Annotated in this window: 26 protein-coding genes; 15 read left to right on the forward strand and 11 right to left on the reverse strand. The window is 46.6% G+C overall.

Annotated features, from left to right (window positions below):
* Positions 1 to 13 precede the first annotated feature (13 nt).
* The 4 genes from hflD to rluE form a co-directional block, all read right to left on the reverse strand.
* Complete coding sequence (gene hflD / locus L5M29_RS16885; protein ID WP_131523325.1) at positions 14 to 631, reverse strand: high frequency lysogenization protein HflD; 618 nt, start codon at positions 629 to 631, stop codon at positions 14 to 16.
* A gap of 3 nt (positions 632 to 634) precedes the next feature.
* Positions 635 to 1,753 carry a tRNA 2-thiouridine(34) synthase MnmA gene (gene mnmA / locus L5M29_RS16890; protein WP_014610717.1) on the reverse strand — a complete coding sequence of 373 codons (1,119 nt, stop codon included), beginning with the start codon at positions 1,751 to 1,753 and terminating at the stop codon, positions 635 to 637.
* Between the two features lie 307 nt (positions 1,754 to 2,060).
* Positions 2,061 to 2,555, reverse strand: a complete 495-nt coding sequence (locus L5M29_RS16895; protein ID WP_263168949.1) for an NUDIX hydrolase — start codon at positions 2,553 to 2,555, stop codon at positions 2,061 to 2,063.
* 45 nt (positions 2,556 to 2,600) lie between these two features.
* Positions 2,601 to 3,386: a 23S rRNA pseudouridine(2457) synthase RluE gene (gene rluE, locus L5M29_RS16900; RefSeq protein ID WP_263168951.1), complete on the reverse strand. Its 786-nt coding sequence runs from the start codon at positions 3,384 to 3,386 to the stop codon at positions 2,601 to 2,603.
* A gap of 343 nt (positions 3,387 to 3,729) precedes the next feature.
* On the opposite strand from rluE, the gene L5M29_RS16905 reads away from it, so the two are divergent.
* Positions 3,730 to 5,955 carry an NADP-dependent isocitrate dehydrogenase gene (locus L5M29_RS16905; protein WP_105252673.1) on the forward strand — a complete coding sequence of 742 codons (2,226 nt, stop codon included), beginning with the start codon at positions 3,730 to 3,732 and terminating at the stop codon, positions 5,953 to 5,955.
* 321 nt (positions 5,956 to 6,276) lie between these two features.
* On the opposite strand, the gene cspD is transcribed toward L5M29_RS16905, so the two are convergent.
* On the reverse strand, positions 6,277 to 6,483 hold the full coding sequence (gene cspD / locus L5M29_RS16910; RefSeq protein WP_006081937.1) for a cold shock domain-containing protein CspD: 207 nt from the start codon (positions 6,481 to 6,483) through the stop codon (positions 6,277 to 6,279).
* A gap of 194 nt (positions 6,484 to 6,677) precedes the next feature.
* Between cspD and clpS the strand changes: the two genes are divergently transcribed.
* Together clpS and clpA are read left to right on the forward strand one after the other, a co-directional pair.
* The gene (gene clpS, locus L5M29_RS16915) at positions 6,678 to 6,986 is read left to right on the forward strand and encodes an ATP-dependent Clp protease adapter ClpS (protein WP_006081936.1); all 309 of its coding nucleotides are present in this window, start codon (positions 6,678 to 6,680) and stop codon (positions 6,984 to 6,986) included.
* A gap of 43 nt (positions 6,987 to 7,029) precedes the next feature.
* Positions 7,030 to 9,297: an ATP-dependent Clp protease ATP-binding subunit ClpA gene (gene clpA / locus L5M29_RS16920; RefSeq protein ID WP_263168955.1), complete on the forward strand. Its 2,268-nt coding sequence runs from the start codon at positions 7,030 to 7,032 to the stop codon at positions 9,295 to 9,297.
* A 116-nt stretch (positions 9,298 to 9,413) separates the two neighbouring features.
* On the opposite strand, the gene infA is transcribed toward clpA, so the two are convergent.
* The 3 genes from infA to aat form a co-directional block, all read right to left on the reverse strand.
* Positions 9,414 to 9,632 (reverse strand): translation initiation factor IF-1, encoded by a 219-nt coding sequence (infA, locus tag L5M29_RS16925; protein ID WP_006081934.1) that lies wholly within the window; start codon positions 9,630 to 9,632, stop codon positions 9,414 to 9,416.
* Between the two features lie 82 nt (positions 9,633 to 9,714).
* Complete coding sequence (locus L5M29_RS16930; protein WP_028759740.1) at positions 9,715 to 10,425, reverse strand: arginyltransferase; 711 nt, start codon at positions 10,423 to 10,425, stop codon at positions 9,715 to 9,717.
* Positions 10,412 to 11,125, reverse strand: a complete 714-nt coding sequence (gene aat, locus L5M29_RS16935; protein ID WP_113940541.1) for a leucyl/phenylalanyl-tRNA--protein transferase — start codon at positions 11,123 to 11,125, stop codon at positions 10,412 to 10,414. The genes L5M29_RS16930 and aat overlap by 14 nt, the downstream gene beginning before the upstream one ends.
* A gap of 54 nt (positions 11,126 to 11,179) precedes the next feature.
* Here aat and L5M29_RS16940 point away from each other — a divergent pair, with 54 nt between their 5' ends.
* Together L5M29_RS16940 and L5M29_RS16945 are read left to right on the forward strand one after the other, a co-directional pair.
* Complete coding sequence (locus L5M29_RS16940; RefSeq protein ID WP_028759742.1) at positions 11,180 to 11,650, forward strand: glycine zipper 2TM domain-containing protein; 471 nt, start codon at positions 11,180 to 11,182, stop codon at positions 11,648 to 11,650.
* Between the two features lie 70 nt (positions 11,651 to 11,720).
* The gene (locus L5M29_RS16945; protein ID WP_263168957.1) at positions 11,721 to 12,473 is read left to right on the forward strand and encodes a Nif3-like dinuclear metal center hexameric protein; all 753 of its coding nucleotides are present in this window, start codon (positions 11,721 to 11,723) and stop codon (positions 12,471 to 12,473) included.
* Positions 12,474 to 12,629: 156 nt separating this feature from the next.
* Here the strand turns inward: L5M29_RS16945 and L5M29_RS16950 are convergent, their stop codons facing one another.
* Together L5M29_RS16950 and metG are read right to left on the reverse strand one after the other, a co-directional pair.
* Positions 12,630 to 13,586 carry an AEC family transporter gene (locus L5M29_RS16950; protein ID WP_263168959.1) on the reverse strand — a complete coding sequence of 319 codons (957 nt, stop codon included), beginning with the start codon at positions 13,584 to 13,586 and terminating at the stop codon, positions 12,630 to 12,632.
* A gap of 271 nt (positions 13,587 to 13,857) precedes the next feature.
* The gene (metG, locus tag L5M29_RS16955) at positions 13,858 to 15,927 is read right to left on the reverse strand and encodes a methionine--tRNA ligase (RefSeq protein ID WP_263168961.1); all 2,070 of its coding nucleotides are present in this window, start codon (positions 15,925 to 15,927) and stop codon (positions 13,858 to 13,860) included.
* 160 nt (positions 15,928 to 16,087) lie between these two features.
* Here metG and apbC point away from each other — a divergent pair, with 160 nt between their 5' ends.
* The 9 genes from apbC (at position 16,088) to L5M29_RS17000 (ending at position 23,169) form a co-directional block, all read left to right on the forward strand.
* Positions 16,088 to 17,203 (forward strand): iron-sulfur cluster carrier protein ApbC, encoded by a 1,116-nt coding sequence (gene apbC / locus L5M29_RS16960; RefSeq protein WP_006086266.1) that lies wholly within the window; start codon positions 16,088 to 16,090, stop codon positions 17,201 to 17,203.
* A gap of 11 nt (positions 17,204 to 17,214) precedes the next feature.
* Positions 17,215 to 17,853 (forward strand): uridine kinase, encoded by a 639-nt coding sequence (gene udk, locus L5M29_RS16965; RefSeq protein WP_028759746.1) that lies wholly within the window; start codon positions 17,215 to 17,217, stop codon positions 17,851 to 17,853.
* 31 nt (positions 17,854 to 17,884) lie between these two features.
* Positions 17,885 to 18,466 carry a dCTP deaminase gene (gene dcd / locus L5M29_RS16970; RefSeq protein ID WP_028759747.1) on the forward strand — a complete coding sequence of 194 codons (582 nt, stop codon included), beginning with the start codon at positions 17,885 to 17,887 and terminating at the stop codon, positions 18,464 to 18,466.
* Between the two features lie 5 nt (positions 18,467 to 18,471).
* On the forward strand, positions 18,472 to 19,281 hold the full coding sequence (pabC, locus tag L5M29_RS16975) for an aminodeoxychorismate lyase (RefSeq protein ID WP_168825428.1): 810 nt from the start codon (positions 18,472 to 18,474) through the stop codon (positions 19,279 to 19,281).
* Positions 19,278 to 20,315 (forward strand): endolytic transglycosylase MltG, encoded by a 1,038-nt coding sequence (gene mltG, locus L5M29_RS16980; protein WP_105252663.1) that lies wholly within the window; start codon positions 19,278 to 19,280, stop codon positions 20,313 to 20,315. Before pabC ends, mltG begins: the two co-directional genes overlap by 4 nt.
* 22 nt (positions 20,316 to 20,337) lie before the next feature.
* Positions 20,338 to 20,964: a dTMP kinase gene (tmk, locus tag L5M29_RS16985; RefSeq protein WP_028759750.1), complete on the forward strand. Its 627-nt coding sequence runs from the start codon at positions 20,338 to 20,340 to the stop codon at positions 20,962 to 20,964.
* A complete protein-coding gene (gene holB, locus L5M29_RS16990; RefSeq protein WP_173244537.1) occupies positions 20,958 to 21,914 on the forward strand; it encodes a DNA polymerase III subunit delta' in 957 nt (318 codons plus the stop codon). The genes tmk and holB overlap by 7 nt, the downstream gene beginning before the upstream one ends.
* 6 nt (positions 21,915 to 21,920) lie before the next feature.
* A complete protein-coding gene (locus tag L5M29_RS16995; RefSeq protein WP_028759752.1) occupies positions 21,921 to 22,247 on the forward strand; it encodes a PilZ domain-containing protein in 327 nt (108 codons plus the stop codon).
* 133 nt (positions 22,248 to 22,380) lie between these two features.
* Complete coding sequence (locus tag L5M29_RS17000; RefSeq protein WP_263168965.1) at positions 22,381 to 23,169, forward strand: TatD family hydrolase; 789 nt, start codon at positions 22,381 to 22,383, stop codon at positions 23,167 to 23,169.
* A 241-nt stretch (positions 23,170 to 23,410) separates the two neighbouring features.
* On the opposite strand, the gene rsmF is transcribed toward L5M29_RS17000, so the two are convergent.
* Positions 23,411 to 24,856, reverse strand: coding sequence for a 16S rRNA (cytosine(1407)-C(5))-methyltransferase RsmF (gene rsmF, locus L5M29_RS17005; RefSeq protein WP_263168968.1), 1,446 nt, complete (start codon positions 24,854 to 24,856; stop codon positions 23,411 to 23,413).
* A gap of 224 nt (positions 24,857 to 25,080) precedes the next feature.
* Between rsmF and L5M29_RS17010 the strand changes: the two genes are divergently transcribed.
* On the forward strand, positions 25,081 to 26,307 hold the full coding sequence (locus tag L5M29_RS17010) for a nucleoside recognition domain-containing protein (RefSeq protein ID WP_263168969.1): 1,227 nt from the start codon (positions 25,081 to 25,083) through the stop codon (positions 26,305 to 26,307).
* Positions 26,308 to 26,323: the final 16 nt, after the last annotated feature.

The following is a 26,323-nucleotide window of genomic DNA, read 5'->3' on the forward strand; positions in this document are numbered from 1 at the left end:
AACGCTAATTTTATTATAGGGTAAGACTTTTCTTGGCTGTATCGACTATGGCTTTGCGGGCGAAGACTAAGTGTCGACGTTTACCGCCCAACTGACGCCACAGTACTGCGCTGCGTATAGCGGCAAGCAGCAGAGCACGAATTTTATGTTGTACAATAGGGCGCTGCAAACACACAGGATTACCCGATATTTGGATTTTTGGCCCTAAATTACTGATGATGTCACTGTAAATGCTGGCAAGATTGGCAACGACTTGCTCATCTGTGATGGCAAAATGATGTAGCTGGCGATTCACTTGATTAATACGTTCAGCCAACATGCCTAAGCCGCTGTTAGAGCGAACTAATTTTCGCTCTAACGCCAACACGCCCACTAAATAGCGGGTGATTTCAACATCTTTTTGGCTGCTATCACCGAGCTGGTTCAGGATCAGCTTATAGCCTTTTTGCAATACGATTTTATCTTGGTAGACATCGGCCGTATTGTCAGGATTGGTGACGAGAATGGTGTTTAAGCTCGCTGCGAGCTCGGCATTATCCAATTCGCCATGGCGCGCTAAATGTTGAACTTGGGCAATGGCTTGCAGTATGCCTGCAAACGCCATAGTCCGATTAATGAGTTGCTCGTTCACGCTTTACCCTCGGATTAATTGATCTATGATGCCGCCACCTAGGCAGACTTCACCATCATAAAATACCGCAGACTGTCCAGGCGTCACCGCCGCTACAGGTTCATCGAAGACCACGCGCAAGGTGTGTTCATCTGTGTAGGTCAATGTACAAGGCACATCTTGTTGGCGATAACGGGTTTTGACAGTGATATGACAACCATCGACAGGCCCAGTTCTATCCACCCAATGCAGTTGGTTAACTGTCATGCCGGTCGACATCAAACGGGGATGGTGTCCGCCTTGACCCACGATCAATACGTTACGCTCAAGATCTTTATCGACCACATACCAAGGATCGTCATTGCTGTTTTTCATGCCGCCAATGCCTAAGCCTTTACGTTGGCCTAAGGTGTGGTACATGAGTCCTTGGTGCGTGCCTATGACTTCGCCTTCTGGGGTTTCGATATTACCAGGCTGCGCTGGTAAATAAGTCCCTAGAAATTCAGTGAACTTGCGCTCACCGATAAAGCAGATGCCAGTACTGTCTTTTTTGTCATGGGTGATTAAGCCCATTTCTTTCGCAATTTCACGAACTTGATGTTTTTCGAGCTCACCGACAGGGAACAGGCTTCGGGCAACTTGCTCGTGGCTAAGGGTGTAGAGGAAATAACTTTGGTCTTTATTGCCATCAACACCGCGGAGCATTTGCGTACTGCCATCGCTGTTATCGCGGCGGCGTACGTAGTGGCCCATGGCGATGTAATCGGCGTCGAGGATTTCGTCGGCAAATTCTAAAAATGCCTTAAATTTGATTTCTTTGTTGCACATGATATCGGGATTTGGCGTGCGGCCGGCTTTATATTCGGCGAGGAAATACTCAAATACATTGTCCCAATATTCGGCAGCAAAGTTGACTGTATGTAGCTTGATCCCGAGCTTGTCGCACACTGCTTGGGCGTCTTTTAAATCTTCTGCGGCTGCGCAGTACTCGTTGTTGTCATCTTCTTCCCAGTTCTTCATGAAAAGGCCTTCAACCTGATAGCCTTGCTGCATAAGCAAATAGGCTGAAACAGATGAATCTACACCGCCGGACATGCCGACAATGACTTTTTTTCCTGTATGAGTGGGTTCGATTGATGTCATAAATCCTAAAAACCATTGAGTATGTGTGTTGGCTAGGTGGATGAATTTAAGCCGCGACATTGAGCGCGTAACAAAAATACCTAACCTAACTAAAAATATGGGCTAACTAAAAATCCAAGCTAACTTTACATCTAGGTGCTGTGCTACTGATTGCTAAATCAAACTTTGCCAGCGCTATCAAATAAAATGAGTCCGCAAACTGTCAGTAAACCTCGCATTTACGGCCAACTATTTATTTGCTGTACAAGGCCTCTGCAGTAGCACACGCATTAAGCTTAGCCAGCCGTTTATGCGGGGCGGTATTCTATCACGCCTTGCTCGCTTGGGCTATCGTGAGGCGGTCATTATTGAGTAAGCTAAGGGGATAAGTTTGGCCATTTTGTGCCTGATTGAGATAGTCTTTTAAGCAATCGAGTACTAAGGGACTGCGCAGTAAAGAGGACTTGGCTTCTATCTGCGCAAGACTTAACCAATGCGCACTATGGATCGCTTTATCCTGCGGCGCAGGTGAGGGCATATCATCTAACTGCACGAAAAAAGTAAAGCGCACAAAGGCTAAGTCTTCACTGGCGCTGAGTTGATAAATGCCGACGAGTCCTTGGGCTTTGAGTGATAACCCCGTTTCTTCAAACACTTCGCGCTCACAGGCTTGGATCAAGCTTTCATTCGCTTCTAAGTGACCCGCTGGTTGATTAAAGCGTTGCTCGCCTTCAATCCACTCTTCTACCATCAGATATTTGTCCTGTGAAGTTGCATGAACAATACAAGCGACGGTCACATTGGGTTTATATCTTTGACTCATGGAGCCTCCTTTGAGTGGATTTGAACGCAGAAATTAGGCTGAAATTTAGACTTCATCACCGAGACGGATGCATTTGTGCTCACCCGATGGCAAATTATCTAGACTCCATTGGCCTATTTTATAACGGATTAATCTTAAGGTCGGAAAACCGATATGCGCTGTCATGCGTCTGACTTGGCGGTTGCGGCCTTCATGAATTTGGATTTCTAGCCAAGTTGTTGGGATATTTTTGCGCTCTCTCACCGGTGGATTACGTGGCCAAACGTCGGGTGAATCCATAATTTTGACTTTAGCTGGCAGCGTTATACCATCATTTAATTCAACACCTTGGCGCAGTTTTGTCAGTGCATCTTCCGTCGGTACGCCTTCTACTTGCACCCAATAGGTTTTAAAGGTTTTCTTTTTTGGCTCTGTCAGCCTTGCCTGTAATTGACCGTCATTGGTCAGCAGTAATAAGCCTTCACTGTCTCTGTCTAAGCGGCCTGCGGCATACACGTCAGCAATCGGGATATAGTCTTTTAGGGTCTTGCGACCTTGTTCATCGGTAAACTGGCAAAGTACATCAAAAGGCTTATTAAATAGCACAATAATCGGCGCAATCGTTTGGCTCTGCACCGGTTTTGCCGCCGCAATTGCGCGTCGATTAGGATTTTTAAAGGGTTCTTTCTTTAAACTGCCATTGGCATTTCGTGCTGGCGCCACTTTGCTATCTACGGCGGTAGCGCGGTTGGCAGGGCCTCTGCTGGCGGGTTTAGCGGGTTTAATCGGGCTCTTGGCTGGGGAACTTGCGCTGGCATTGGCACCTTTAGGTTGAAACTTGTTTTTGTTCATACTTTTGCTAACAGAAGGTTGAGACACGCTTACCTGACTTGATTGAGTCGTTAATGTGGTCATAGTGTACTTGGCATTCGCCGTTAGTGGAATTTGAATATTATTGCGAATGCTCTATGATGTCGGCCAGAAAATGTGATCTGTGCCTAAATGTTTATTAGGTTTTAATGAGTCGTTGTAACAAATTTTAGCTTGCGCGCAAAGAAAGAAGGGCATTGAGAATTTGAAAGATGAGGGCGTGGCCGATTGCCTTGATTGATATTTTTCCTGTGCTCAGATTTGTTCGCCATGCTATAAAATTATTATAAAAAATATTAAATTTTACAATAATGTAGGATGTAACATGAAAGATAACTCATCAACAATTATTTACACTGAAACAGACGAAGCGCCAGCACTGGCCACCCTCTCACTCTTACCTATTATCAGAACGTTTACCGACGCCGCGGGCGTTGCGGTTGAAACCCGTGATATCTCGTTATCGGGCCGTATTATTGCCAGTTTCCCTGAGCAACTGACTGAAGCACAAAAGATTGGCGACCATCTGACAGAGCTTGGCGAGTTAGCGAATCAGCCAGAAGCGAACATCATCAAGTTACCAAATATCAGTGCTTCGATCCCACAATTAAAAGCCTGTATCCTTGAACTGCAGCAAAAAGGTTACGACATCCCTAATTATCCGGATGAGCCAAAAACCGACGCTGAAAAGTCAATTAAAACACGTTACGACAAGATTAAAGGCAGTGCGGTAAACCCAGTACTGCGTGAAGGTAACTCAGATCGCCGTGCCCCATTATCGGTGAAAAACTTCGCCAAGAAAAACCCGCATTCCATGGGGAAATGGGCCAAAGATTCCAAGTCACACGTTGCCCACATGACTGACGGTGATTTCTACGGTAGCGAGCAGTCTGTGACTTTATCTGATGCGGGCAGCGTGAATATCGTGCTGACCCAAAAAGATGGTCAAGAAGTGGTGCTCAAATCGGGTCTTAAGCTGCTGGCTGGCGAAATTATCGATGCTGCGGTGTTGAGTAAAAAAGCCTTAGTGAGCTTCTATGAGCGTGAAATCGAAAACGCCAAAGCTGAAGATGTGCTGTTATCGCTGCATCTGAAAGCCACTATGATGAAAGTGTCTGATCCTATTATGTTTGGTCACGCTGTGAAGGTCTTCTTCAAGCCAGTATTTGACAAACATGCGGCGCTTTTCGCTGAATTAGGCGTTGATGTTAACAACGGTTTTGGTGATGTTTATGCCAAAATAGCGACATTACCTGCTGATAGCCGCGCCGAAGTCGAAGCCGATATCGCCGCCGTTTACGCTGCGCGTCCCGCATTGGCTATGGTTGATTCTGACAAAGGTATCACCAACTTACACGTACCAAGCGACATCATTATCGATGCGTCTATGCCTGCTGCGATTCGTTCATCTGGCCAAATGTGGGGACCAGACGGTCAACTGCATGACACTAAAGCCATGATCCCCGATCGTTGCTATGCCGGTATTTACCAAGAAACGATTGCTTTCTGTAAAGAGCACGGCGCTTTTGATCCTAAAACCATGGGCAGCGTGCCAAACGTGGGCTTGATGGCGCAAAAAGCCGAAGAGTATGGCAGCCACGATAAGACCTTTGAAATTCCTGCAGATGGTGTGGTTAACGTTGTCGATGCCAGCGGTAAGGTATTGATGAGCCATAACGTGGAAGCGGGCGATATCTGGAGAATGTGCCAAGTTAAAGACGCACCTATCCGTGATTGGGTCAAACTGGCCGTGCGCCGTGCCCGTCTAAGCAATACACCCGCAGTATTCTGGTTAGATAGCAAACGTGCCCACGATGCGCAAATCATCGCAAAAGTGCAGCAGTATCTGCCAGAGCATGACACTGATGGCTTAGACATCAGCATCATGTCTCCAGAAGATGCGACGCGTTTGTCTTTGGCTCGCATCAAAGAAGGCAAAGATACCATTTCAGTTACGGGTAACGTTCTACGTGACTACCTGACTGACTTGTTCCCTATCCTTGAGCTAGGCACCAGTGCCAAAATGCTGTCAATCGTTCCGCTAATGAACGGCGGCGGTCTATTTGAAACAGGTGCGGGCGGTAGTGCACCTAAACACGTGCAACAGCTTGAGAAAGAAGGTCACTTACGTTGGGATTCACTGGGTGAATTCTTGGCTCTGGCGGCGTCTCTTGAGCATTTAAGCCAAACTGTGGGCAATCCAAAAGCCCAAGTATTAGCCGATACTTTAGATCAAGCCATTGGCCAATTCTTAGATAGCAATAAATCGCCATCAAGAAGAGTCGGTGAGTTAGACAACCGTGGCAGCCATTTCTACTTAGCCATGTACTGGGCACAAGCCTTAGCAGCGCAAACGGGCGATGAGCAGTTACAAGCTCACTTCATTCCGTTAGCGCATGCGCTCGCGGCGAATGAGCAAGTGATTGTGGCTGAATTAGCGACGGCACAAGGTGCACCAGTCGATTTAGGCGGTTACTACCGTTTAGATGCGGCTAAGGCTGAAAAAGCCATGCGCCCAAGCGAAACGTTGAACAAGCTGTTGATTGCTTAATCCCGCTCGTTATCACTTTTAGATGGCGTGTGCGTCAGTGTGGGCCATCTAAATTGATGTAAGGTTGTAAGTCATTAGACTGATTTTAAAAAAGGATCTGCATTGCAGATCCTTTTTTATACCCTAAATTTGTTGTCGAGACCGATGATAAAATCTTTTTGCTGGGATGCAATGGGTGATGTGCGGCAATTGAACTTGAATTAAATTCATGCGAAATGATGATGAGCGATGCAGCATTAAGTGGTGAGAATTGATGAAACACGCAGCAATAAAAAGGCAGGGACAAGTCCCTGCCTTTTAGATCATTGGCCTCACCAAACGTTATTTTGTTGGTGAAATGGCTGAAGCGTGCATCCCTTTTGGACCGGCTTCTACTTCAAATTGAACGGGTTGGCCTGCTTTTAGAGTTCGATAGCCTTCCATTTCAATGGTAGAATAGTGTGCAAAAACGTCCTCACCACCTTGATCAGGGCAAATAAACCCGAATCCTTTGGCGTTGTTGAACCATTTAACAGTTCCGCTTGCCATACTTCCACTTCCTTCTGTTGTCTACTTACCAGTAAGATAGTAAAACCTGTATAGACGGGTATTCGTTCACCGTCTGCACAACAGAATGTAAGGAGTAAATGCGGAAGTCAAGCTAAAATTAACAAAGGGGTAACAACTGATTAATTTGAACGGATCAATTGGAAGAGGCCAACACGAGAGGCTAGTATTAAAAAATGGCAAAGATAGGAAATATTGAACACGTTGAAGAACGTGTCGAATCAGAGTTAATGCCGCCTTCGATGTATAAGGTGGTACTCAATAATGATGATTACACCCCAATGGATTTTGTGATTGAAGTTTTGCAGGTTTTCTTTCGCAAGAACGAGCAGGAAGCGACCGATATCATGTTGACGATCCATCACCAAGGAAAAGGAATTTGCGGTATTTTCCCGTTTGGGATTGCAGAAACTAAGGTGATACAAGTAAATCAATTTGCAAGACAAAACCAACATCCGTTACTGTGTTCGTTAGAGAAAGCATAAAACCGCTTTACTCTGTAGTCTGTTGTTAATTTTGGGGGTGCTTATGCTGAACAAAGATCTGGAAGTCACCTTAAATCTGGCGTTTCAGCAAGCCAGAGACGCGCGTCACGAGTATATGACAGTGGAACATCTGTTATTAGCTCTGATCGACAATCCTGCGGCTCAAGAAGCGTTAATCGCCTGTGGAGCGAATCTAGATAAACTCAGAGATGAAGTGGCAAGCTTTATCCAACAAACAACCCCAATCATTGCCGATATTGATGATGACAAAGAAACTCAGCCGACGCTTGGGTTCCAGCGAGTGCTGCAACGGGCAGTATTCCATGTGCAGTCATCGGGTCGCAATGAAGTGAACGGCGCTAACGTGTTAGTTGCCATTTTCAGTGAGCAAGAATCCCAAGCCGTGTATTTACTGCGACGCTGTGACATTAGTCGCTTAGACGTAGTGAATTTTATTTCCCATGGTTTCGCCAAAAATGATGATGCTGAGTCACATCAAGATCAAGAACGTGTCGAAGATCAGAGCGAAGGTAGCGAAGAGCGCAGCATGTTGTCGCAATTTGCGTCCAACTTAAACCAACTTGCAAAGCAAGGGATCATTGACCCACTGATTGGTCGCGACCAAGAAATTGAGCGCGCGATTCAAACCCTGTGCCGTCGCCGTAAAAATAATCCACTGTTAGTGGGTGAGGCGGGTGTAGGTAAAACGGCGATTGCTGAAGGATTGGCGTATCGCATCGTCAATAAACAAGTGCCCGATGTAATGCTTGAAGCGACAGTGTATTCCTTAGATTTAGGTTCACTGCTGGCGGGAACTAAGTATCGCGGCGACTTTGAAAAGCGCTTTAAGAACCTGTTAAAAGAACTGGCGGCTGATAAGCATGCCATCCTATTCATCGATGAGATCCATACCATTATCGGTGCGGGCGCGGCCTCTGGCGGCGTAATGGATGCCTCTAATCTGCTGAAACCTTTACTATCTAGCGGTAACTTGCGCTGCATGGGCTCGACAACTTTCCAAGAATATCAAAGTATTTTTGAGAAAGACCGCGCACTTGCACGTCGTTTCCAAAAGGTGGATATCAATGAGCCTTCAGTGGAAGAAACCACTAAGATTTTGATGGGGCTTAAGTCTAAATACGAAGAATATCATGGGGTTCGTTATACTCAGGCCGCGATCAGCTGCGCTGCAGTATTGTCGGCCAAGCACATCAACGACAGGCATTTACCCGATAAAGCCATCGATGTGATTGATGAAGCGGGTGCGCGTATGGTGATGCTGCCTATGAGTAAACGTAAAAAGACCATAGGCCAAGCCGAGATTGAGTCGATTGTGGCGAAAATGGCACGTATCCCCGAGAAGTCGGTATCCGCTACTGATAAGGACTTACTGCGTAACCTTGAGCGCAACCTTATGATGGTGGTCTTTGGCCAAGATAAGGCCATTGAGAGTCTGAGTTCGGCCATTCGCTTATCGCGCAGTGGCTTAGGTGCTGACCGAAAACCTGTGGGGAGCTTCTTATTCGCCGGTCCCACCGGTGTGGGTAAAACCGAAGTCACTAACCAACTGGCCAACTGCTTGGGGATGAAACTGGTGCGCTTTGACATGTCTGAGTACATGGAAAGCCATACAGTGTCACGCCTGATTGGTGCACCTCCTGGTTATGTGGGTTATGACCAAGGTGGCTTGCTCACGGATGCTGTGATTAAAAATCCGCACTGTGTCGTGCTATTGGATGAAATTGAGAAGGCCCACCGTGATGTCTATAACCTGCTGTTGCAGGTGATGGATCACGGTACTTTGACCGATAATAATGGTCGTAAGGCTGACTTCAGACATGTGACTTTGGTGATGACTACTAACGCGGGTGTACAGGAGACTATTCGTAAGTCGATTGGCTTTACCCAGCAAGATCACACCCAAGATGCATTATCTGAAATTAATCGAGTATTTTCGCCAGAATTTCGAAATCGTCTCGATTCCATCATTTGGTTCAATCATTTGGACATGACGATTATCGCCAAAGTGGTCGATAAATTCTTGGTGGAATTGCAGGCTCAATTGGATGCAAAACACGTTACTTTGGATGTCAGCGACGAAGCCAGAACCTTGTTGGCCGAGAAAGGTTACGACAAGAACATGGGCGCGCGTCCAATGGCTCGGGTCGTGACCGAATTGATCAAACGTCCATTGGCAGACGAGATCTTATTTGGTGTCTTAGAGTCAGGCGGTGTGGCGCATGTGGATGTGAAGGAGGGCGAGATTGTCATTCGTACCGAACGTCACGAAAAAGCGACAACAAAAGCTTAACGCTTGATTATCCATTAGTTTTAGACATAAAAATGGCTGCAATTGCAGCCATTTTTTTCATCTTTCGCAAACAAAAAAACCCGGCCTTGCCGGGTTTTTAAATCTAAGAGGCTATATCAGCGTGCGCGGAAGACAATGCGACCTTTGGTCAGATCATAAGGAGTCAGCTGGACGGTAACTTTATCGCCAGTAAGGATCCGGATGTAGTTTTTGCGCATTTTGCCTGAAATGTGGGCTATCACCACATGACCATTTTCAAGCTCTACACGAAACATTGTGTTTGGCAAGGTTTCAAGGATAGTGCCTTGCATTTCAATGTTGTCTTCTTTCGCCATTAATTAATTATCCCATTAGCCTTCGAATATAAAAAACGGGCGTATCATGCCCCAAATTCCCCCCGCTGTAAAGGGGAAGTACTTAGCAAACTTGGGAATACTCCCAGCCCGTCGGTGTCAGAATTTGATAAGGGCGATACAAACGCTTGTAAGACATCTTACGGTTTTCATCTATTTGATATCCGAGATAAACAAATTCTTTATTCATGAGTTTCGCCAGTCGACACTGAATTAAAATTAACAGTGCGCCGAGGGAGCGATGTTCTTCGTCGGGGTCAAAATAGCTGTAAATTGCCGAAAGACTATTGGGCAAACTATCAGTGACCGCAACTGCCAATAATTTATTTCCATCATAGACTTCGATAAACGTTGGCGGTAACCAATGGCAAAAAAGAAAGTGATTATATTGATCTTCACTCGGGGGAAACATGGGGCCGTCAAAATGTCGCCCACGAATATAATGTTCATATAGCGTATATTGCTCGGCGGTTTGCTCCGATGTAATTCGCCAAGTCAGATCTTGGTTTTTTGCTAAAGTGCGTTTTTGGCGTTTCGATGGGACAAATTCATGGGTTGGTACACGGATTGGTTGGCATGCACTGCATCTAGGGCAGCGTGGTTTGTAGATAGAGCTACCACTGCGGCGAAAACCTACCGCGAGCAAACGCTCAAATAAAATAGGATCGAGCGTATCTTCTTGGATGACGAGTAGCTGCTCCTGCTGGCCATCAAGGTAGCTGCAGGGAAATATTTGACTGATACCGATAGCGATCGATGCTTTACTCGAGTTCAAGGATGACCTCTTTAGTGGCCCAAGTATTTGGGTCCACGGGATTGTTTCTCAGTTCGCTCAGTAACGTTATAAAATCAATGCGTTTAATAGCTTTAGCTCCCAAACTTTCTAGGTGGGGATTCATCACTTGTGCGTCGATGAGTTTGAATCCCATCTTGAGTAAATGTTGTTGCAGTGCGGCAACGGCGGCCTTGGATGCATTGGTTTTACGGTGAAACATGGATTCGCCGCAAAATACTTGGCCGATTGCTAAGCCGTAAAGCCCACCGATTAAACGTTCACCTTCCCACACTTCAATGGAGTGGGCATGACCTGTGTGATGCAATTCGCGATAGGCCATTTGAATTTCTTGGGTGATCCAAGTGCCGCTCTGTTTTTCTCTTGGCTGCGCACATCCCGCCATCACATCGGTGAAAGCGTGATTGATTGTGATCCGCCAAGGTTGTTTTTTTAAGTATTTACGCAGGCTGGTGCTGATGTGAATTTCACCTGGAATAAACACGGCGCGGGGATCCGGTGACCACCATAGGATGGGATCGTCAGAATTAAACCAAGGAAAAATACCGTTGTAGTAAGCAGAGAGTAAACGTTCAGGACGTAAGTCGCCGCCGATAGCCAATAAACCATTAGGATCGGTTAAGGCGTGCTCGGGCGAAGGAAAAGCGTCAAATTCGTGATTCAGGAAAGACAGTGACTTCACAATTGAGTATGATTTAGTTATAGACCTTATTATTAAGTTAGCGGAAATTCAGATATGTGGAAACCTACTCTAGCAAGCTTTATGTTTATTTTTGCTTTTATCATCAGCCCTGCTAATGCTGGCTATGATCGCAATCAAGCCGTGCCAGTTGAGAAAGTACTCTATGGCGATATCACTTCGGTACGTAATATCACCGAAACCCAGTTAATTGAAGACCGTAATCAAGGTTGGAAAACCTTCGGTGGCGCCTTAGCGGGTGGGGTGATTGGTAATCAGTTTGGTGGCGGGTCGGGTCGAGATGTTGCGACGATTTTAGGTGCCTTGATTGGTGGGGGTATCGGTAACCGTTATGGCAGTGGTACTAGCGTGCAATCGTTTAAGCTGGTGGAACTGATGATCAATCAAGAAGATGGTACTCAGGTCATGGTGATCCAAGATTACGATGCTGGCATGACGTTTAACGCGGGTGACAGAGTTCGAGTGGTGTACCTGCAAGGTGGCGTGCGTGTTGATATCGCGATGTAAGCGATTGTCTCATCTTGAATAAGTGCTCATCTTCAGTAAATGGTCATCTTGAGTAACGGACGGTAATGCAATGACACGGACAGAACTAAGCCAATATTTAGCCGATTTTTTACATGTGTCGGCCTTTAAGGATTATGCACCCAATGGGCTGCAGGTAGAAGGCAAGGATGAGATCCACACCTTAGTCACGGGCGTGACAGCGTGTCAGGCCTTGATCGATGAAGCGATTCGATTAAACGCCGATGCGATATTGGTTCATCACGGCTTTTTTTGGAAGAATGAACCTGAAGTGATCACAGGCATGAAACAACGCCGAATTAAGGCGCTGCTCAAGCATGATATTAGCTTGTTTGGGTATCATTTACCCTTAGATGCCCACCCAATGCTCGGTAATAACGCGACTTTGGGGAGACAGCTTGGGATCGTCGACGCAGAAGCCATCGAAGAGGTGGCTCAGGGGCTACTGTGGCGTGGAAAACTTGATCTTGCAGTCAGTGCTAGCGAATTTTCTCACACCCTTGAGAATGCGTTAGGCAGAGCCCCACTGCACATTGGTGATCGCGATGCTAAGATCCAACATGTAGCTTGGTGTACTGGTGGCGCACAGGATTATATCGATGTTGCGGCGAGTTTAGGTGTGGATGCGTTTATCAGTGGTGAAGTGTCCGAGCGAACGTTCCATAGTGCGGTAGAGCAGGGCATACATTATTTTGCGGCGGGGCACCATGCGACAGAACGTTTTGGCATTCAAGCCTTAGGCCGTCACCTCGCCCGCGAGTTTGATCTCGTGCACCATTTTGTGGATATCACCAATCCGGTCTAATCCATTCATAAAGCGGCTTATGATGACCATCTAACTGTTTTATTCCTAAACGAAAGGCGAGCATGGCTCGCCTTTTTTATTGTGGTTTATTATTACTTATAGTCACTCAAATCCGTTTCTCTAGCGTTTGTGCAATCAGCTCTTAGCCTTTAGCTGCTAGATCAGCCCAAAAGTGGACAATACAAAGATGCCTAAGGTGCACGTGATCAGCGAGCAGACTGTGGTTAGCGCAATAATATTGGCCGCAAGGGGCGCATTGCCACCCATGGCGCGCGCCATCACATAGCTTGCGGCTGCGGTGGGTGCAGAACTCATTAAAAAGACCATTGCTAACTCAATCCCTCGATAACCCAACAGCAAGGCCCCAATAGTGATAAAAAGCGGGGCAAAGATCAGTTTCAATGCGGTCGAGAACCAAGTTGTATGCTTTTCATGTTTGAGTGAACCAATATCGAGCGAGCCGCCGGTGCACAGTAGCGCTAATGGCAGGGTCATATTGGCAAAGTATTGTCCCGCATCGAGCACCATTTTCGGTACTGGAATAGCAAGCAAATAGAACAAGATGCCAACCATAATGGCAATGATCAACGGGTTTTTGGTGATGGTCTTGATGATCACACCAAATGCACGTTGGCTGGATTCTTCGCCTTTAGGGCTTAGGCAAATAACCGCTTGAATGTTATACAGCAGCGTCATCGAGGCAACATAGACCGCGGCTAAGGCAACACCAGAACTCCCATAGGCGTTGGAAACATAAGCTAAGCCGATAATGGCGGTATTGGCCCGAAAACCCCCTTGAATGATCACACCTTGGTCTTTGTGCTTGGGAAATAGCCGCCCAGTTGCATAGGTGGAGAGAATAAAAAACAGGAAATTGGCCGCTAAACCATAGCCAATTAAGGGCGCACTGGAGGCGAGATCATGATTGGAACTAATGATGCTAAGGAACAGCAAGGCTGGCAGCGTCACGTTAAAGACTAATCTTGATGCAACATCAATAAAGTTTTCATTGATGATTTGGGTGCGTTTTAGGATCACACCGAGCGCTAACATCAAACAGATTGGACCCGTAATCGAGGCAGAAAACAGCAACTGCTCAACGATATTTCCCATAACGACTCCTCGAGTTATTCATTTAGCACTGCGTCGATTTTAGACTTGTCACTGATATGAATGTCACATTGCCGTGAATATCTTGTCGATAGAAATACGAGTTTTAACTCGGTCTCTTAAACCACTCAGTTAAAATTAAATGGCTTAAACTCAGTCTTTTAAAAGACTGCGTGACACTTGCGACCACGAATCGGCTCAAACAATCGATACCAACAAATAAGGCCACATAAAATGCGGCCTTATTGATTTTTCGAGCGTTATCTAGCGCAGATTACTTAACCCGCATGCCAGGCTGTGCGCCTTCATGGGGTTCTAAAATCCACAGATCGCTGCCACCAGGGCCAGCGGCCAAAACCATGCCTTCTGACATGCCAAAACGCATCTTACGTGGTGCTAAGTTAGCCACCATCACAGTTAGTTTGCCTTCAAGGTCTTCTGGCGAATAGGCCGATTTGATCCCTGCAAACACTTGGCGTGTTTCGCCGCCGATGTCGAGCTGCAACTTCAGTAACTTGTCTGCGTCAGCAACATGCTCGGCTTTCACGATACGAGCGATACGCAGGTCGATTTTCGCAAAATCATCAAAGTTGATGGTTTCACTGATAGGATCGTTAACCAGAGGCTCACTGCTGACATTAGATGATTCAACCGTTTTTTCAGGCGCAGCCGTCTTTGGTGCATCGGCCGTGACTTGCAGGTTATCCTTGGAGTCGGCAACCATAGCATTGACTTTATCGAGCTCAACACGTTGCATCATGGCTTTGAATGGAGCTATTTCATGACCCGCTAAATCTTGGTTCAATGCATTCCAAGTGAGCGGTAGTTGGAAGAAGGCTTCCACATCTTGGGCTAAACGTGGCAATACAGGTTTTAGATACGTCACGAGAATACGGAACAGATTCAAGGCATTTGAACACACTTGATGGGCCGCTTCCTGTTGATCATCGTGTTTCACCATTTGCCAAGGTGCTGCATCGGCTACAAAACCGTTAGCAATATCCGCCAGAGCCATGATTTCGCGCATTGCTTTGCCGTATTCGCGCGACTCGTAAAATTCGGCAATCACCTCTTGCTTGGCTAGAAACGCCTCAGTCAGTGTGGTGTCGTTAATTTTCGCTAGCTTGCCATCGAAACGTTTAGTGATAAAACCTGCAGTGCGCGAGGCTAAGTTCACTAGCTTACCGACTAAGTCTGAATTCACGCGCTGGGCGAAATCTTCGAGATTTAAATCTAAATCGTCGATACGGCTGCTGAGTTTGGCGGCGTAGTAGTAACGTAAATATTCAGGATCTAAATGATCTAAATAAGTTCGCGCCTTGATGAAAGTGCCTTTGGATTTTGACATCTTAGCGCCGTTGACCGTCACATAGCCGTGGGCATAGACGCTGTTTGGCTGGCGGTAACCTGAGCCGTGTAACATGGCTGGCCAAAACAGACTGTGGAAGTAGACTATGTCTTTACCGATGAAGTGATAAACCTCGGCGGTTGAATCTTTGCCCCAGAATTCCTCAAAGCTCAGCTCAGGGCGTTTGTCACAGAGGTTTTTGAACGAACCCATATAACCGATAGGCGCATCTAGCCAAACGTAGAAATACTTGCCTGGCGCATCGGGAATTTCGAAACCAAAATACGGCGCATCACGGGTGATATCCCATTGCTGCAGACCTTGATCGAACCATTCGTCGAGTTTATTGGCCATCTCGACTTGCAGGGCACCAGAGCGAGTCCACTCTTTTAGCATGCCTTCGAAGGCGGGCAGGTCGAAGAAAAAGTGCTCAGTGTCTTTCATCACTGGTGTCGCACCCGATACCGCTGATTTTGGATTGATGAGCTCAGTTGGGCTGTAAGTCGCGCCGCAGGCATCACAGTTATCGCCGTATTGATCCGGTGACTTACACTTAGGACAAGTGCCTTTTACGAAGCGGTCTGGCAAGAACATGGATTTCTCAGGATCGAACAGCTGAGAAATACTCTTGCTCTTGATATAGCCATTCGCACGTAGCTTGAGATAAATATCACTCGCCAGTACGCGGTTTTCATCGCTGTGGGTGCTGTGATAGTTATCGAAGGCGATATTGAAATCGGCAAAATCCTGCTGATGTTCTTTGTTCACTTGGGCAATCATGTCTTCTGGCGCTATGCCTAATTGCTGTGCTTTAAGCATGATTGGCGTGCCATGGGCGTCATCGGCACAAATATAGTGGCACTCATGTCCACGAAGCTTTTGATAACGCGACCAGATATCTGTCTGTATGTATTCCAGCATGTGACCTAAATGTATCGGTCCGTTTGCATAGGGAAGTGCGCTGGTCACGAGAATTTTACGTTGTGAAGTTGCCATCTTGTCTCAAATATCGTGGTGGGCCAAAAATATTGGTAGAGATACTAACCGATTACAGGATGATTTTCATCAAAACCTGAGCCAATTGAGCTAAATCTGCGCTAATGTTTTCTGCATTATCTGGTACACTTGGGCAAATTTATTGGTGGGGGTAATTCTTTTGTCTTCAACTCAAACTGATTATCGTCTGAATGACGATCTTCTCGGGCCAGTTCTGGCTATTCTCGATTCATTTGTTGACCCGTATCTCGCGAAAGGGTTAGTGAGCGCAGGATGCGTAAATAAGCTGGCATTGGAAGGTAAGCGTTTGCAGCTTGGCTTAGTCTATCCATACCCTTGTATGACTCAGTATCGCGACACTGTCATGGCGCTGACGAATAAGTTAGCGGTGCTCGATGCTATTGATGAAGTCGAGTGTGAAATCGATTTTCAACCTAAAGCTTATTCAGCGTTATCTTCTATTGCGCCGATTGCCAATGTGAAGCAAGTGATTGCCGTAGCCTCAGGTAAGGGCGGCGTGGGTAAGTCAACCACAGCGGTGAACTTAGCTTTGGCATTAGCGGCCGAAGGTGCGCAGGTGGGTATTCTCGATGCGGATATTTACGGCCCGTCAGTGCCTATGATGTTAGGTATTCCTAATTTCAGACCGCTTTCCCCAGATGGTAAACATATGACAGCCGCCAGTGCCCATGGTATTGCCGCGCAGTCGATTGGTTTTATGCTCAGTGGTGATGAAGCTGCCGTGTGGCGTGGCCCAATGGCCGCGGGCGCGTTAGCCCAGTTACTGAATGAAACCCAATGGCCAGAACTGGATTATTTAGTCGTTGATATGCCACCTGGCACAGGGGATATTCAGCTCACGTTATCGCAAAAAGTTCCTGTGAGCGGCGCCGTTATCGTGACGACACCGCAGGATATCGCGCTGGCCGATGCCAAGAAGGGCATCAATATGTTCCAGAAAGTGAACATTCCTGTGCTGGGTATTGTTGAGAATATGAGTTTCCATTTATGTCCTGAGTGTGGTCATAAAGAACATCCATTTGGAACTCACGGCGGCAGTAAAATCGCTGAACGCTATCAAGTTCCACTGTTAGGCGCTTTGCCGCTGCACATCAATATCCGTGAAGCCATGGATAATGGTGCGCCGACTGTCGTTGCCGATCCTGACAGTGAAGTCGCAGCTCTTTATCGGGAAATTGCCCGTAAAGTGGGCGCAGAATTGGCTTTAAAGCAAAGCCAGAAAACAGTTTCTATTAGTGTTTCAGATGACGAGTAAGGTTTAAGGGTATGAATTCTCAGCAGTGTGTCATTATTGCAATTGCTGGCGCGTCAGCATCGGGCAAAAGTTTAATTGCCAAAACGATTTTTGACGAATTGCGCCGCGATTTAGGCACAGATCAAATTGGGGTAATTAATGAAGACGCGTACTATCGCGATCAGAGTCATTTATCCATGGATGAACGGGTATTAACGAATTACGATCATCCAAAAGCGCTGGACCATCAACTGCTGTGCACGCATTTACAGTTGCTCAAGTCTGGCGAAGCTGTTGATATCCCTTGTTATAGCTATACAGAACATACACGCACTGCAGAAACCTTAAAGATGACACCGAAAAAGGTGATCATTTTAGAAGGTATCTTATTGCTGACCGATCCTAAGTTACGTGCGCTGATGGACGCGAGTGTGTTTATGGACACGCCGCTGGACATTTGTTTCCTACGCCGCTTAACTCGTGATGTGGCCGAGCGCGGCCGTACTATGGAGTCTGTGATTTCACAGTACAAGAAAACCGTGCGTCCTATGTTCTTACAGTTTATCGAACCATCGAAACAATACGCCGACATTATCGTTCCCCGTGGCGGCAAAAATCGTATTGCGACCGATATTTTAAAGACTCGTATCCAACATTTACTGGCAAAATAACGACATAAAAACTCAAGGAGTAATAGGCAAGATGCGCTTAACCGATATCGAAATTGAACAGGCCCTTGATAACGGCACTATCGTAATAGAACCTCGCCCAGGCATAGAAGCTATTTCAGGCGTCAGTGTTGATGTGCGCTTAGGTGGACAGTTTCGCGTCTTTAAAGATCATACCGCGCCTTTTATCGACTTGAGTGGTCCAAGTGCTGAGATGCAAGCGGCGCTCGATCGGGTGATGAGTGAGATTATCGAAATCCCCGATGGCGAAGCATTTTTCTTGCATCCTGGCGAATTGGCTTTGGCTGTGACTTACGAGAGCGTAACTTTACCTGCTGATATCGTCGGTTGGCTTGATGGCCGTTCGTCTCTAGCGCGTTTAGGCCTGATGGTACACGTAACGGCGCACCGTATCGATCCGGGTTGGCAAGGTAAAATTGTGCTCGAGTTTTATAACAGCGGCAAGTTACCTTTAGCTTTGCGTCCACGCATGACTATAGGTGCGCTTAACTTTGAACGCTTAAATCATGCGGTTGCACGTCCTTATAACACTCGTAAGAGTGCCAAGTACAAAGATCAGCAAGAAGCGGTGGCTAGCCGTATCAGTCAGGACTAACACACGTGTTTTGGGTGAATGGCGCATCGCAGGCAAGTGTCGACCCTTCCGATCGAGGGCTTGCCTACGGTGATGGTCTGTTTGCAACGATGCGAACGGACGCTGAGGGGATTATGTTTTTTGAAGCCCACCAAGCCCGTTTAACCGCAGGCGCAGCAAGGCTTGGATTTCAATGGCAAATGAGTGAAGCATTGCAACAGCAACTGAATACCTTAGCCATTGAATATCCTCATCATTGCATTAAGTTAATCGTTTCCCGTGGTGCTGGTGGCCGTGGCTATACACCGCCAGAAACGGTTAATCCTACTGAAATCGTCTCAGTTCATACTATCCCCGGCCATTATGCTCAGTGGCAGCAACAGGGTATTAGCCTTAAAACTTCGTCGGTACGATTGGGTTTGCAGCCTCTGTTGGCAGGGATGAAGCATTTAAATCGACTCGAACAAGTCTTAATAAAATCCCACCCTTTACCGCAGGGATTTGATGACTGGTTAGTCAAAGATATCGAGGAGAATGTGATTGAATCTTCGATGGCGAATGTGTTTTTTATCAAAGATAATCGCATTATCACGCCTTCATTAGCCCTGTGTGGCGTGGCGGGTGTGATGCGCGAACAGATAATGTTGGCCTTGCTTGAACAGAACATGAATATCGAATGTTTGCCCGTTGGCGCCGAGCGTTTAATCGAATTTGACTCAGCGTTTATCACTAACAGCGTTTTAGGGATTGTGGATGTACTGGCGATAGACTCGCTCAAGTTCACTCGTGCTCCGATTACCGCGCAACTTAGACAGACACTTTCACTCACTCTATGAAAAAAATTATTATTATCGCCAGTTCAACCCTGTTGACCTTGCTAACCTTAGTCTGTTTGGGTGCCTTTTGGGGCTATCAAACAGTTGTCGAATACAGTCAAACGCCGCTGAGCCTCAGCGAGCCTAAAGAGTTGAAGGTTGAGCGCGGCACCAGTGTAAATCAACTGGCACAGCAACTTGCCGATGACGGCGTTATTCAAGATACGTGGAAACTCAAGTGGCTACTTAAGTTTCGTCCTGAGCTTGCCAAAATTCGCACGGGACTTTATGAAATATCACCTTCACAAACGATTACTGATTTACTCAATGATTTGATTGCCGGCAAAGTAAAAACCTTCAGTTTGACCTTAGTTGAAGGTAAAACTATTGTGGAATGGGAACAACAGCTTACCAGTGCTCCGCATTTACAAATGTCACCAGAAGCATTTGCAGCGGTATTGATGGCACAAGGCGATGATTCTGGTTTGCCTGAGGGAAAATTCTTCCCCGACACTTATCATTATACCGCCGAGGCGGATGCTAAAGTCATGCTGACTCAAAGCTATAAAATGATGGAGCAGGAGCTTGCCAAAGCGTGGGCGGAACGGGCGCCGAATTTACCGTTAAAATCACCCTATGAAATGCTGATTTTGGCATCGATAGTTGAAAAGGAAACCGGCCAAGCCCATGAGCGTGAGCAAATCGCCGGTGTATTTGTTAATCGTCTTAACCTAGGTATGCGTCTGCAAACCGATCCGACCGTTATTTACGGCATGGGTGATCGCTATAAGGGTAATATCACCCGCAAAGATTTAGTCGAAGAGACGCCTTTTAATACTTATCGCATCTTTGGATTGCCGCCGACGCCGATAGCTGCACCGAGTAAAGCCTCATTGATGGCCGTGTCTAAGCCCGCCAGTGTGAGTTACCTTTATTTTGTATCGCGCAACGATGGCACCCATGTGTTTTCAACCACGCTTGAAGAACACAATCATGCTGTAGACGTCTATCAGCGTAAGACAAAACCAGCGACGCCAGAAAAATCACCAAAGTAAAAATGCAGAGAAAGAAAATCCAATGTCAGTTTTTGCAAAATTTATCGTTATTGAAGGTTTAGAAGGCGCAGGTAAGTCGAGTGCGATTAACCTTATTCGCGACTTTATTGAAAAACATACGGGTAAAGCGCCGATTTGCACCCGCGAACCGGGCGGTACACCATTGGCCGAACGTATCCGTGATTTAGTTAAGATTGCTGATGCGAATGATCCCCTGTGTGATGAGGCCGAGTGTTTACTCATTTATGCTGCCAGAGCTCAGTTAGTTGCTAATGTCATAAAGCCCGCGCTTGCGCAAGGACAATGGGTATTGGGTGATAGACACAATCTATCGTCATTAGCTTATCAAGGTGGTGGACGAGGGTTAATGCCGTTAGTGGAAGCAGTGAGCACTGCAACACTAAAGGGATTTAAACCCGATCTTACTTTGTACTTAGATTTAGATCCTAAGCTTGGGCTTACCCGCGCAGCTAAACGTGGTGAGCTTGATAGAATTGAGCAACAAGCGATTGATTTCTTTGAGCGCGCACGCGCTACATATCTCAAACTTGCCAGCGAAGATGACAGTATTGTGGTTATAGACGCGAGCCAAACTATGGCCGAAGTGCACAAAGATATCTTAGCCGTGCTTCAGGCGATGGTATGGTAGCCGAGTCCGGATTTACGGCTGAGCAATTACCTTGGCTCGAAGGGCCAAGACAGGCATTTTTAGCTCAATTAGCGCGTCAAAAAATACCTCACGCACAACTCGTGGGCATTGATTCAGCCTATGGCGGTGAGTTGCTGAGTGTGTTTATGGCGCGCGCTGCTATGTGTTTGCAGCCAACGCCTGTGGGCGCGTGCGGTTTTTGTAAGTCTTGTCAGCTCTATGATGCTGGCAATCATCCTGATTTTTATCATATCGCCGCCGATGGCAATCAAATTAAAGTCGATCAAATTCGTGAGCTGTGTACGCGTCTGACAGCCACCGCACAGCAAAGTGGCAGGCGTGTAGCGATTATCCACCACAGCGAGCGTCTTAACTCCGCTGCTGCGAACGCACTCCTTAAAACCCTTGAGGAGCCTGGTAAAGACACCTTACTGATTTTGCAGTCGGATACGCCTGCACGTTTGATGGCGACGGTTAGCAGTCGTTGTCAACGCATTCCTTTTGTCGTTCCTAGTCGAGAGGTCATCAAAAACTGGCTTGCCCAGCGATGCGGTATTCAAGAGGATGTAACTTGGTGTTTGAGTGTGGTGGGTGGGCCGTTAAAGTTGGCTGAGAGCTTGCAGTCTGAGGGTAGCCAACAGAGTCGGTATCAATCCTTGCTACAATTTCGCAAAGATTGGGCACAAAGTTTGTCGTCTGGTCATCTGTGTGCTAGTTTGTTAATAATAAGTGAACAACAAATAATTGATGTTCTTAAGGTTTTGTACCTACTTATACGACAGGTTTTACTGAAAAATAGCCATCAAGATGCGTTTGTTCATGCGCAGCTCGGGAATTTGGCGGCTAAGATCATGGGAATGTGTCATAGCTTAAGCACAATGCCGAGCGTCAATTATCTGGCCCTGTGTCAAAGTTATGTCTTAGAATATAGAGAGATAACAAATAAGTAATATGCCATGGTAGATCTCGTCGTTAATTTTGATACCTTACATCAGTTATATCGTGCCTATATGCCTTTTATTAAGCCGGCAGGATTATTTATTGCGACCAGTGAAAGTCATTATCTTGGCCAACCGCTGACGATTGCGTATCGTTTACCCGGCGCAACTCTCACTAATGAATTTCGTGGTGTTGTGGTGTGGATTAATCCCTTAGGAGCGTCGGGTGGCCGCCCTGTGGGGATTGGCATTAAAATTATTTCTGAGCCAGATAGCCATAAACACCATATCGAAAAGTTACTGTCCCGCGAACTCGCTTCTGGCGATCTAACCTGCACTATGTAAGTTGGCCCGCATTATTGCTCTGGTTTAAACGTTTGCTCACTGTTTAAACTGGCTATTTACTTCTGTTGAATTTGACCTCGATCTCTTGGCTGGGTATCCTTGTCGTCCTTTGTTACTCTGCTTGGAAATCCTTGTGCTTATTGATTCACACTGCCATCTCGATCGCCTCAAAGCGGCGCCTGATCAACAAACCTTAGAACATATTCTTGCTAATGCTAAAGCCCGTGGCGTGGACTATATGTTGTGCGTGAATGTACGCCAGCAAGGATTTGAATCGATGCGAGATAAAGTTGCAGCCTTCGAACAGGTATTTTTGTCATCGGGTGTGCATCCATTAGACGTTAAAGAAGGCCTCGATGTTGAGCAAATCCGCCGCTTTGCCACCGATCCTAAAGTGGTCGCGATTGGTGAAACGGGGTTAGATTATTTTTATGCAGACGACACTAAGCTGTTGCAACAGCAATGTTTTGAGCAGCAGATTGCCCTTGCGGTAGAAGTGAATAAGCCTTTGATTGTCCATACCCGTGATGCACGTGAAGATACGATCAATATGCTTAAGCAGGGCAACGCGGATAACGTTGGCGGCGTGCTGCATTGCTTTACCGAGAACTGGGAGATGGCGAAAGCGGCGATTGAGCTTGGCTTTTATATTTCGGTTTCTGGCATAGTCACTTTTAAAAATGCGGGTGATCTGCGAACCGTTATTCGCAAAGTGCCTCAGGATCGTCTGCTAGTTGAAACGGACTCGCCCTATTTGGCGCCGATCCCACACCGTGGACAAGAAAATCAGCCTGCCTATGTGCGTGATGTGGCTGAGTTTGTGGCAGAGCTTAGAGGTGAGCGTTACGAAGATCTTGCTGAATACACCAGCAATAACTTTTTTAATTTATTCAAAGATGCGGCGCGTATAGTCGGCCGTTAGCCGCAAGTGCTTTGACCCATTTTATGCGATTGCGTGATTGTTAGCGTACAGGCATAAAAAAAGGCCCAAAACGATGAAAGCTGTTTGGGCCTAGGGGAATGGCTCATTGAAGAGCCGTGCGCTACAGGTGAAAGCGCCATGCAGTGCGCTTTACAATAGACTCAGTGTAGCCGAGCTTTTGTCTTATAGTCGCGCTCACTTTCTTCTTTTTTAGGTTATTTATCGCTAAAAAACAGCGAAATTATAACGATTTTGTCTGTTCTGGTAGCAGTAACACTTTATCTTTCACTAAGTCTCTGGGTAGATTGTTTTTTAACTTATTGCCTAAATGTTTCGCCATGCCTAATGGTGCTCCGCCATAACAGACGATCACTTCACCTTGAGCTTTCACTGCGGTGTTTAGGGCAATATCTCGCCCCATCAAATATTCTTTCGCTTCAACATCGCTCACATCGACCGTTTTTGCGGTTGGGCTGAGCTGTTTTCCTGCTAATGCAATAATCGCTTCATGGCGGACTTTAAAGCCGTGTTTACTGTTATCGGCGAGTTTAATGCCAATACGCTGAAAGCGCATACGGCCGATAAAAGCGTTGAATTCATGCGGAAATAGCCAGAATTCATCATCGCGAACCATGATGAGTTCGTCCGGTAAGCTGATGCCTAAATCCTGCTGAAAATAGTCTTTGATCCCTTGGGCTTGTTTCGCTGATGCGGGCGTGAAGGGGAAGTTTTTCTGCAGTTTAGGCTCCGGCTGTAAACGCGGCACTGAGGCGGTTTTTGTCAATTTAGCGACAAAGAAACCTTCACTGTCGTAAATCTGTGGCCAGACATGTAAGAAGCCTTCGGGCGTTGTAGCTCGATCTGCACCATCAAATAAATCGCTTAAGGATTCAAATTGCACCGCATCGCCGTAGACTTGTTTTAAATACTCGCACACGCCTTGGTTTTCGAGGCGGTTTAAGGTGCAGGTTGAGTAGACCAAACTGCCACCGGGTTTCAGGGCGAGAAACGCCGATTCGATTAAGGCTTTTTGGGTTTCGCTAATCGCCAGCACATCGTCTAGGCTCCAGTGTTTTAGTGCATCGGCGTCTTTACGCACTGTGCCTTCACCTCCACAGGGCGCATCGATAAGCACGGCATCAAAACTTTCGTATAGGTATTCGCCAAATACACGGCCATCGAAATGGGTGAGGGCGCAGTGGCTCGCGCCCATGCGTAGCACATTGGCGTGTAATACTTTTACGCGGCTTGCCGAATACTCATTTGCCACTAATAAGCCTTGGTTTTGCATTAATGCGGCCATTTGAGTGGTTTTTGAACCCGGCGCGGAGGCAAGATCGAGAACGCACTGCCAATGTGCATTCGGTGTAAAAAGTGCGGTCGGCGGCAACATAGAGCTGGCTTCTTGAATGTAGAATAGACCCTGAATGTGCTCTAAGGCATTGCCGAGCTGTTCTTCTTCGTCGTAACTGATCCAAAATCCGTCTTCACACCAAGGAATAGGATCGAACGTCCAGCCTTTAGGTTGCATCAAGGTCTTAAAGTCGTCGCTGCTCATTTTTAAGGTATTGACCCGAATTGAACGTCTAAGCGGCCTGTCGCAGGCGGCAATAAACTCGCCCATGGATAAATGGGCGGGGAGTTCTTGGGTGATTGTATCGATAAAATTTTGATTTAATTGGACCATTGATTTCATTGAACCATAGGAAAATAGACTGTGTATCAACTGGCGCGAGTATATCATAATCCCTTATTGGGTCTGAGATTTTATCCCGAGCCGCCAAGGTTGCTATTGTGATTTAATGTTTATGCTTTGACGATTTGAGCGATATTGGAATGAGTCGCCATAAAACTAGCACTCAGTAGCCATGAGCTAATAGAATAAAAACAAATAAAAATAAGGGGATTAGCGTGCTGAATCGCGTGTGGTTGGCTTTTTTTATCACGGCATTGCTTGCAATAGCAGTGCAGTTATTCAATGGACATATAGAAGTATTATCGGCTTCAGTCGCCGCATTATTTGCGAGTGCTAAGCTTGCCGCTGAAATTTCTCTTGGGCTGATTGGCGTGCTTTCTCTGTGGATGGGATTGATGCAGGTAGGGGAAAAGGCTGGCGTTGTCGGTGCTATTGCCTTTGTGTTTGAGCCATTACTGCGCCGTTTGATGCCTGAAGTGCCCAAGGGGCATCCGGCCTTTGGCAGTATCACGATGAATTTAACCGCGAATATCTTTGGGTTAGATAATGCCGCCACACCACTTGGTTTAAAGGCTATGCATGATTTACAGAGTTTAAATCCGCTAAAAACCGTGGCGACCAATGCGCAAATCTTATTTTTAGTACTCAATACTTCCTCTGTGACCTTAGTGCCTGTGACGGTATTCCTTTATCGTGCCCAGCAAGGTGCCGCTGCGCCTGCGGATATTTTCTTGCCGATTTTACTGGCTACTTCGGCATCGACATTGGCGGGCTTGCTGGTTGTGGCGTTAGTGCAGCGAATTTCATTATTAAACTCAGTGGTGCTCGGTTATGGCGCCTTGATGCTCTCAGGATTAGTGGCGAGTGGTTTTTATCTGATGACTTTAAGTGCTGAGGCCATTGGCACAGTGTCGACGGCAATGGGCAATGGTATTTTGCTGTTATTGGTATTTACCTTCGTGATTGTTGCGGGCATTCGCAAGGTGGCGGTTTATGATGAGTTTATTGAAGGGGCGAAGGCGGGTTTTGCTCAATCTATCCAGTTGATCCCTTATTTGCTTGCTATGTTATTAGCGATTGGTTTACTGCGTGCATCCGGCGCCTTGGATTATCTGTTGCAGTTGATTGCCACTGGTGTGCGGATATTGGGTTTTGATACGCGTTTTGTCGATGCAATGCCGACCGCACTGATGAAACCTTTTAGTGGCTCAGGCGCTAGAGCCATGATGCTTGAGACAATGGATCACCACGGAGTAGATTCCTTTGCGGGTCGATTAGCGGCGATTTTTCAGGGTAGCACTGAAACCACTTTCTATGTTCTCGCTGTGTATTTTGGTTCTGTGGGTATTCGCCATGGACGCCACGCCTTGGCTTGCGGTTTAACCGCGGATTTTGCGGGGATCAGTGCCGCGATTGCCGTTTGTTATTGGTTCTATGGATAAGGGGGCTAGAGTATTG

The sequence above is a fragment of the Shewanella sp. SM95 genome (assembly GCF_025653595.1).
Classification (GTDB): domain Bacteria; phylum Pseudomonadota; class Gammaproteobacteria; order Enterobacterales; family Shewanellaceae; genus Shewanella; species Shewanella oncorhynchi.

Excerpts from the sequence above, each read along its gene's own strand:
- L5M29_RS16905 (WP_105252673.1), top strand. The coding sequence starts at position 3,730 with ATGAAAGATAACTCATCAACAATTATTTACACTGAAACAGACGAAGCG.
- dcd (WP_028759747.1), top strand. The coding sequence starts at position 17,885 with ATGCGCTTAACCGATATCGAAATTGAACAGGCCCTTGATAACGGCACT.
- L5M29_RS16950 (WP_263168959.1), bottom strand. The coding sequence starts at position 13,586 with ATGGGAAATATCGTTGAGCAGTTGCTGTTTTCTGCCTCGATTACGGGT.
- metG (WP_263168961.1), bottom strand. The coding sequence starts at position 15,927 with ATGGCAACTTCACAACGTAAAATTCTCGTGACCAGCGCACTTCCCTAT.
- mltG (WP_105252663.1), top strand. The coding sequence starts at position 19,278 with ATGAAAAAAATTATTATTATCGCCAGTTCAACCCTGTTGACCTTGCTA.
- holB (WP_173244537.1), top strand. The coding sequence starts at position 20,958 with ATGGTAGCCGAGTCCGGATTTACGGCTGAGCAATTACCTTGGCTCGAA.
- rsmF (WP_263168968.1), bottom strand. The coding sequence starts at position 24,856 with ATGGTCCAATTAAATCAAAATTTTATCGATACAATCACCCAAGAACTC.
- mnmA (WP_014610717.1), bottom strand. The coding sequence starts at position 1,753 with ATGACATCAATCGAACCCACTCATACAGGAAAAAAAGTCATTGTCGGC.
- L5M29_RS16940 (WP_028759742.1), top strand. The coding sequence starts at position 11,180 with ATGTGGAAACCTACTCTAGCAAGCTTTATGTTTATTTTTGCTTTTATC.
- clpA (WP_263168955.1), top strand. The coding sequence starts at position 7,030 with ATGCTGAACAAAGATCTGGAAGTCACCTTAAATCTGGCGTTTCAGCAA.
- L5M29_RS16895 (WP_263168949.1), bottom strand. The coding sequence starts at position 2,555 with ATGAGTCAAAGATATAAACCCAATGTGACCGTCGCTTGTATTGTTCAT.
- L5M29_RS16945 (WP_263168957.1), top strand. The coding sequence starts at position 11,721 with ATGACACGGACAGAACTAAGCCAATATTTAGCCGATTTTTTACATGTG.
- udk (WP_028759746.1), top strand. The coding sequence starts at position 17,215 with ATGAATTCTCAGCAGTGTGTCATTATTGCAATTGCTGGCGCGTCAGCA.
- infA (WP_006081934.1), bottom strand. The coding sequence starts at position 9,632 with ATGGCGAAAGAAGACAACATTGAAATGCAAGGCACTATCCTTGAAACC.
- cspD (WP_006081937.1), bottom strand. The coding sequence starts at position 6,483 with ATGGCAAGCGGAACTGTTAAATGGTTCAACAACGCCAAAGGATTCGGG.
- clpS (WP_006081936.1), top strand. The coding sequence starts at position 6,678 with ATGGCAAAGATAGGAAATATTGAACACGTTGAAGAACGTGTCGAATCA.
- rluE (WP_263168951.1), bottom strand. The coding sequence starts at position 3,386 with ATGAACAAAAACAAGTTTCAACCTAAAGGTGCCAATGCCAGCGCAAGT.
- L5M29_RS16995 (WP_028759752.1), top strand. The coding sequence starts at position 21,921 with ATGGTAGATCTCGTCGTTAATTTTGATACCTTACATCAGTTATATCGT.
- tmk (WP_028759750.1), top strand. The coding sequence starts at position 20,338 with ATGTCAGTTTTTGCAAAATTTATCGTTATTGAAGGTTTAGAAGGCGCA.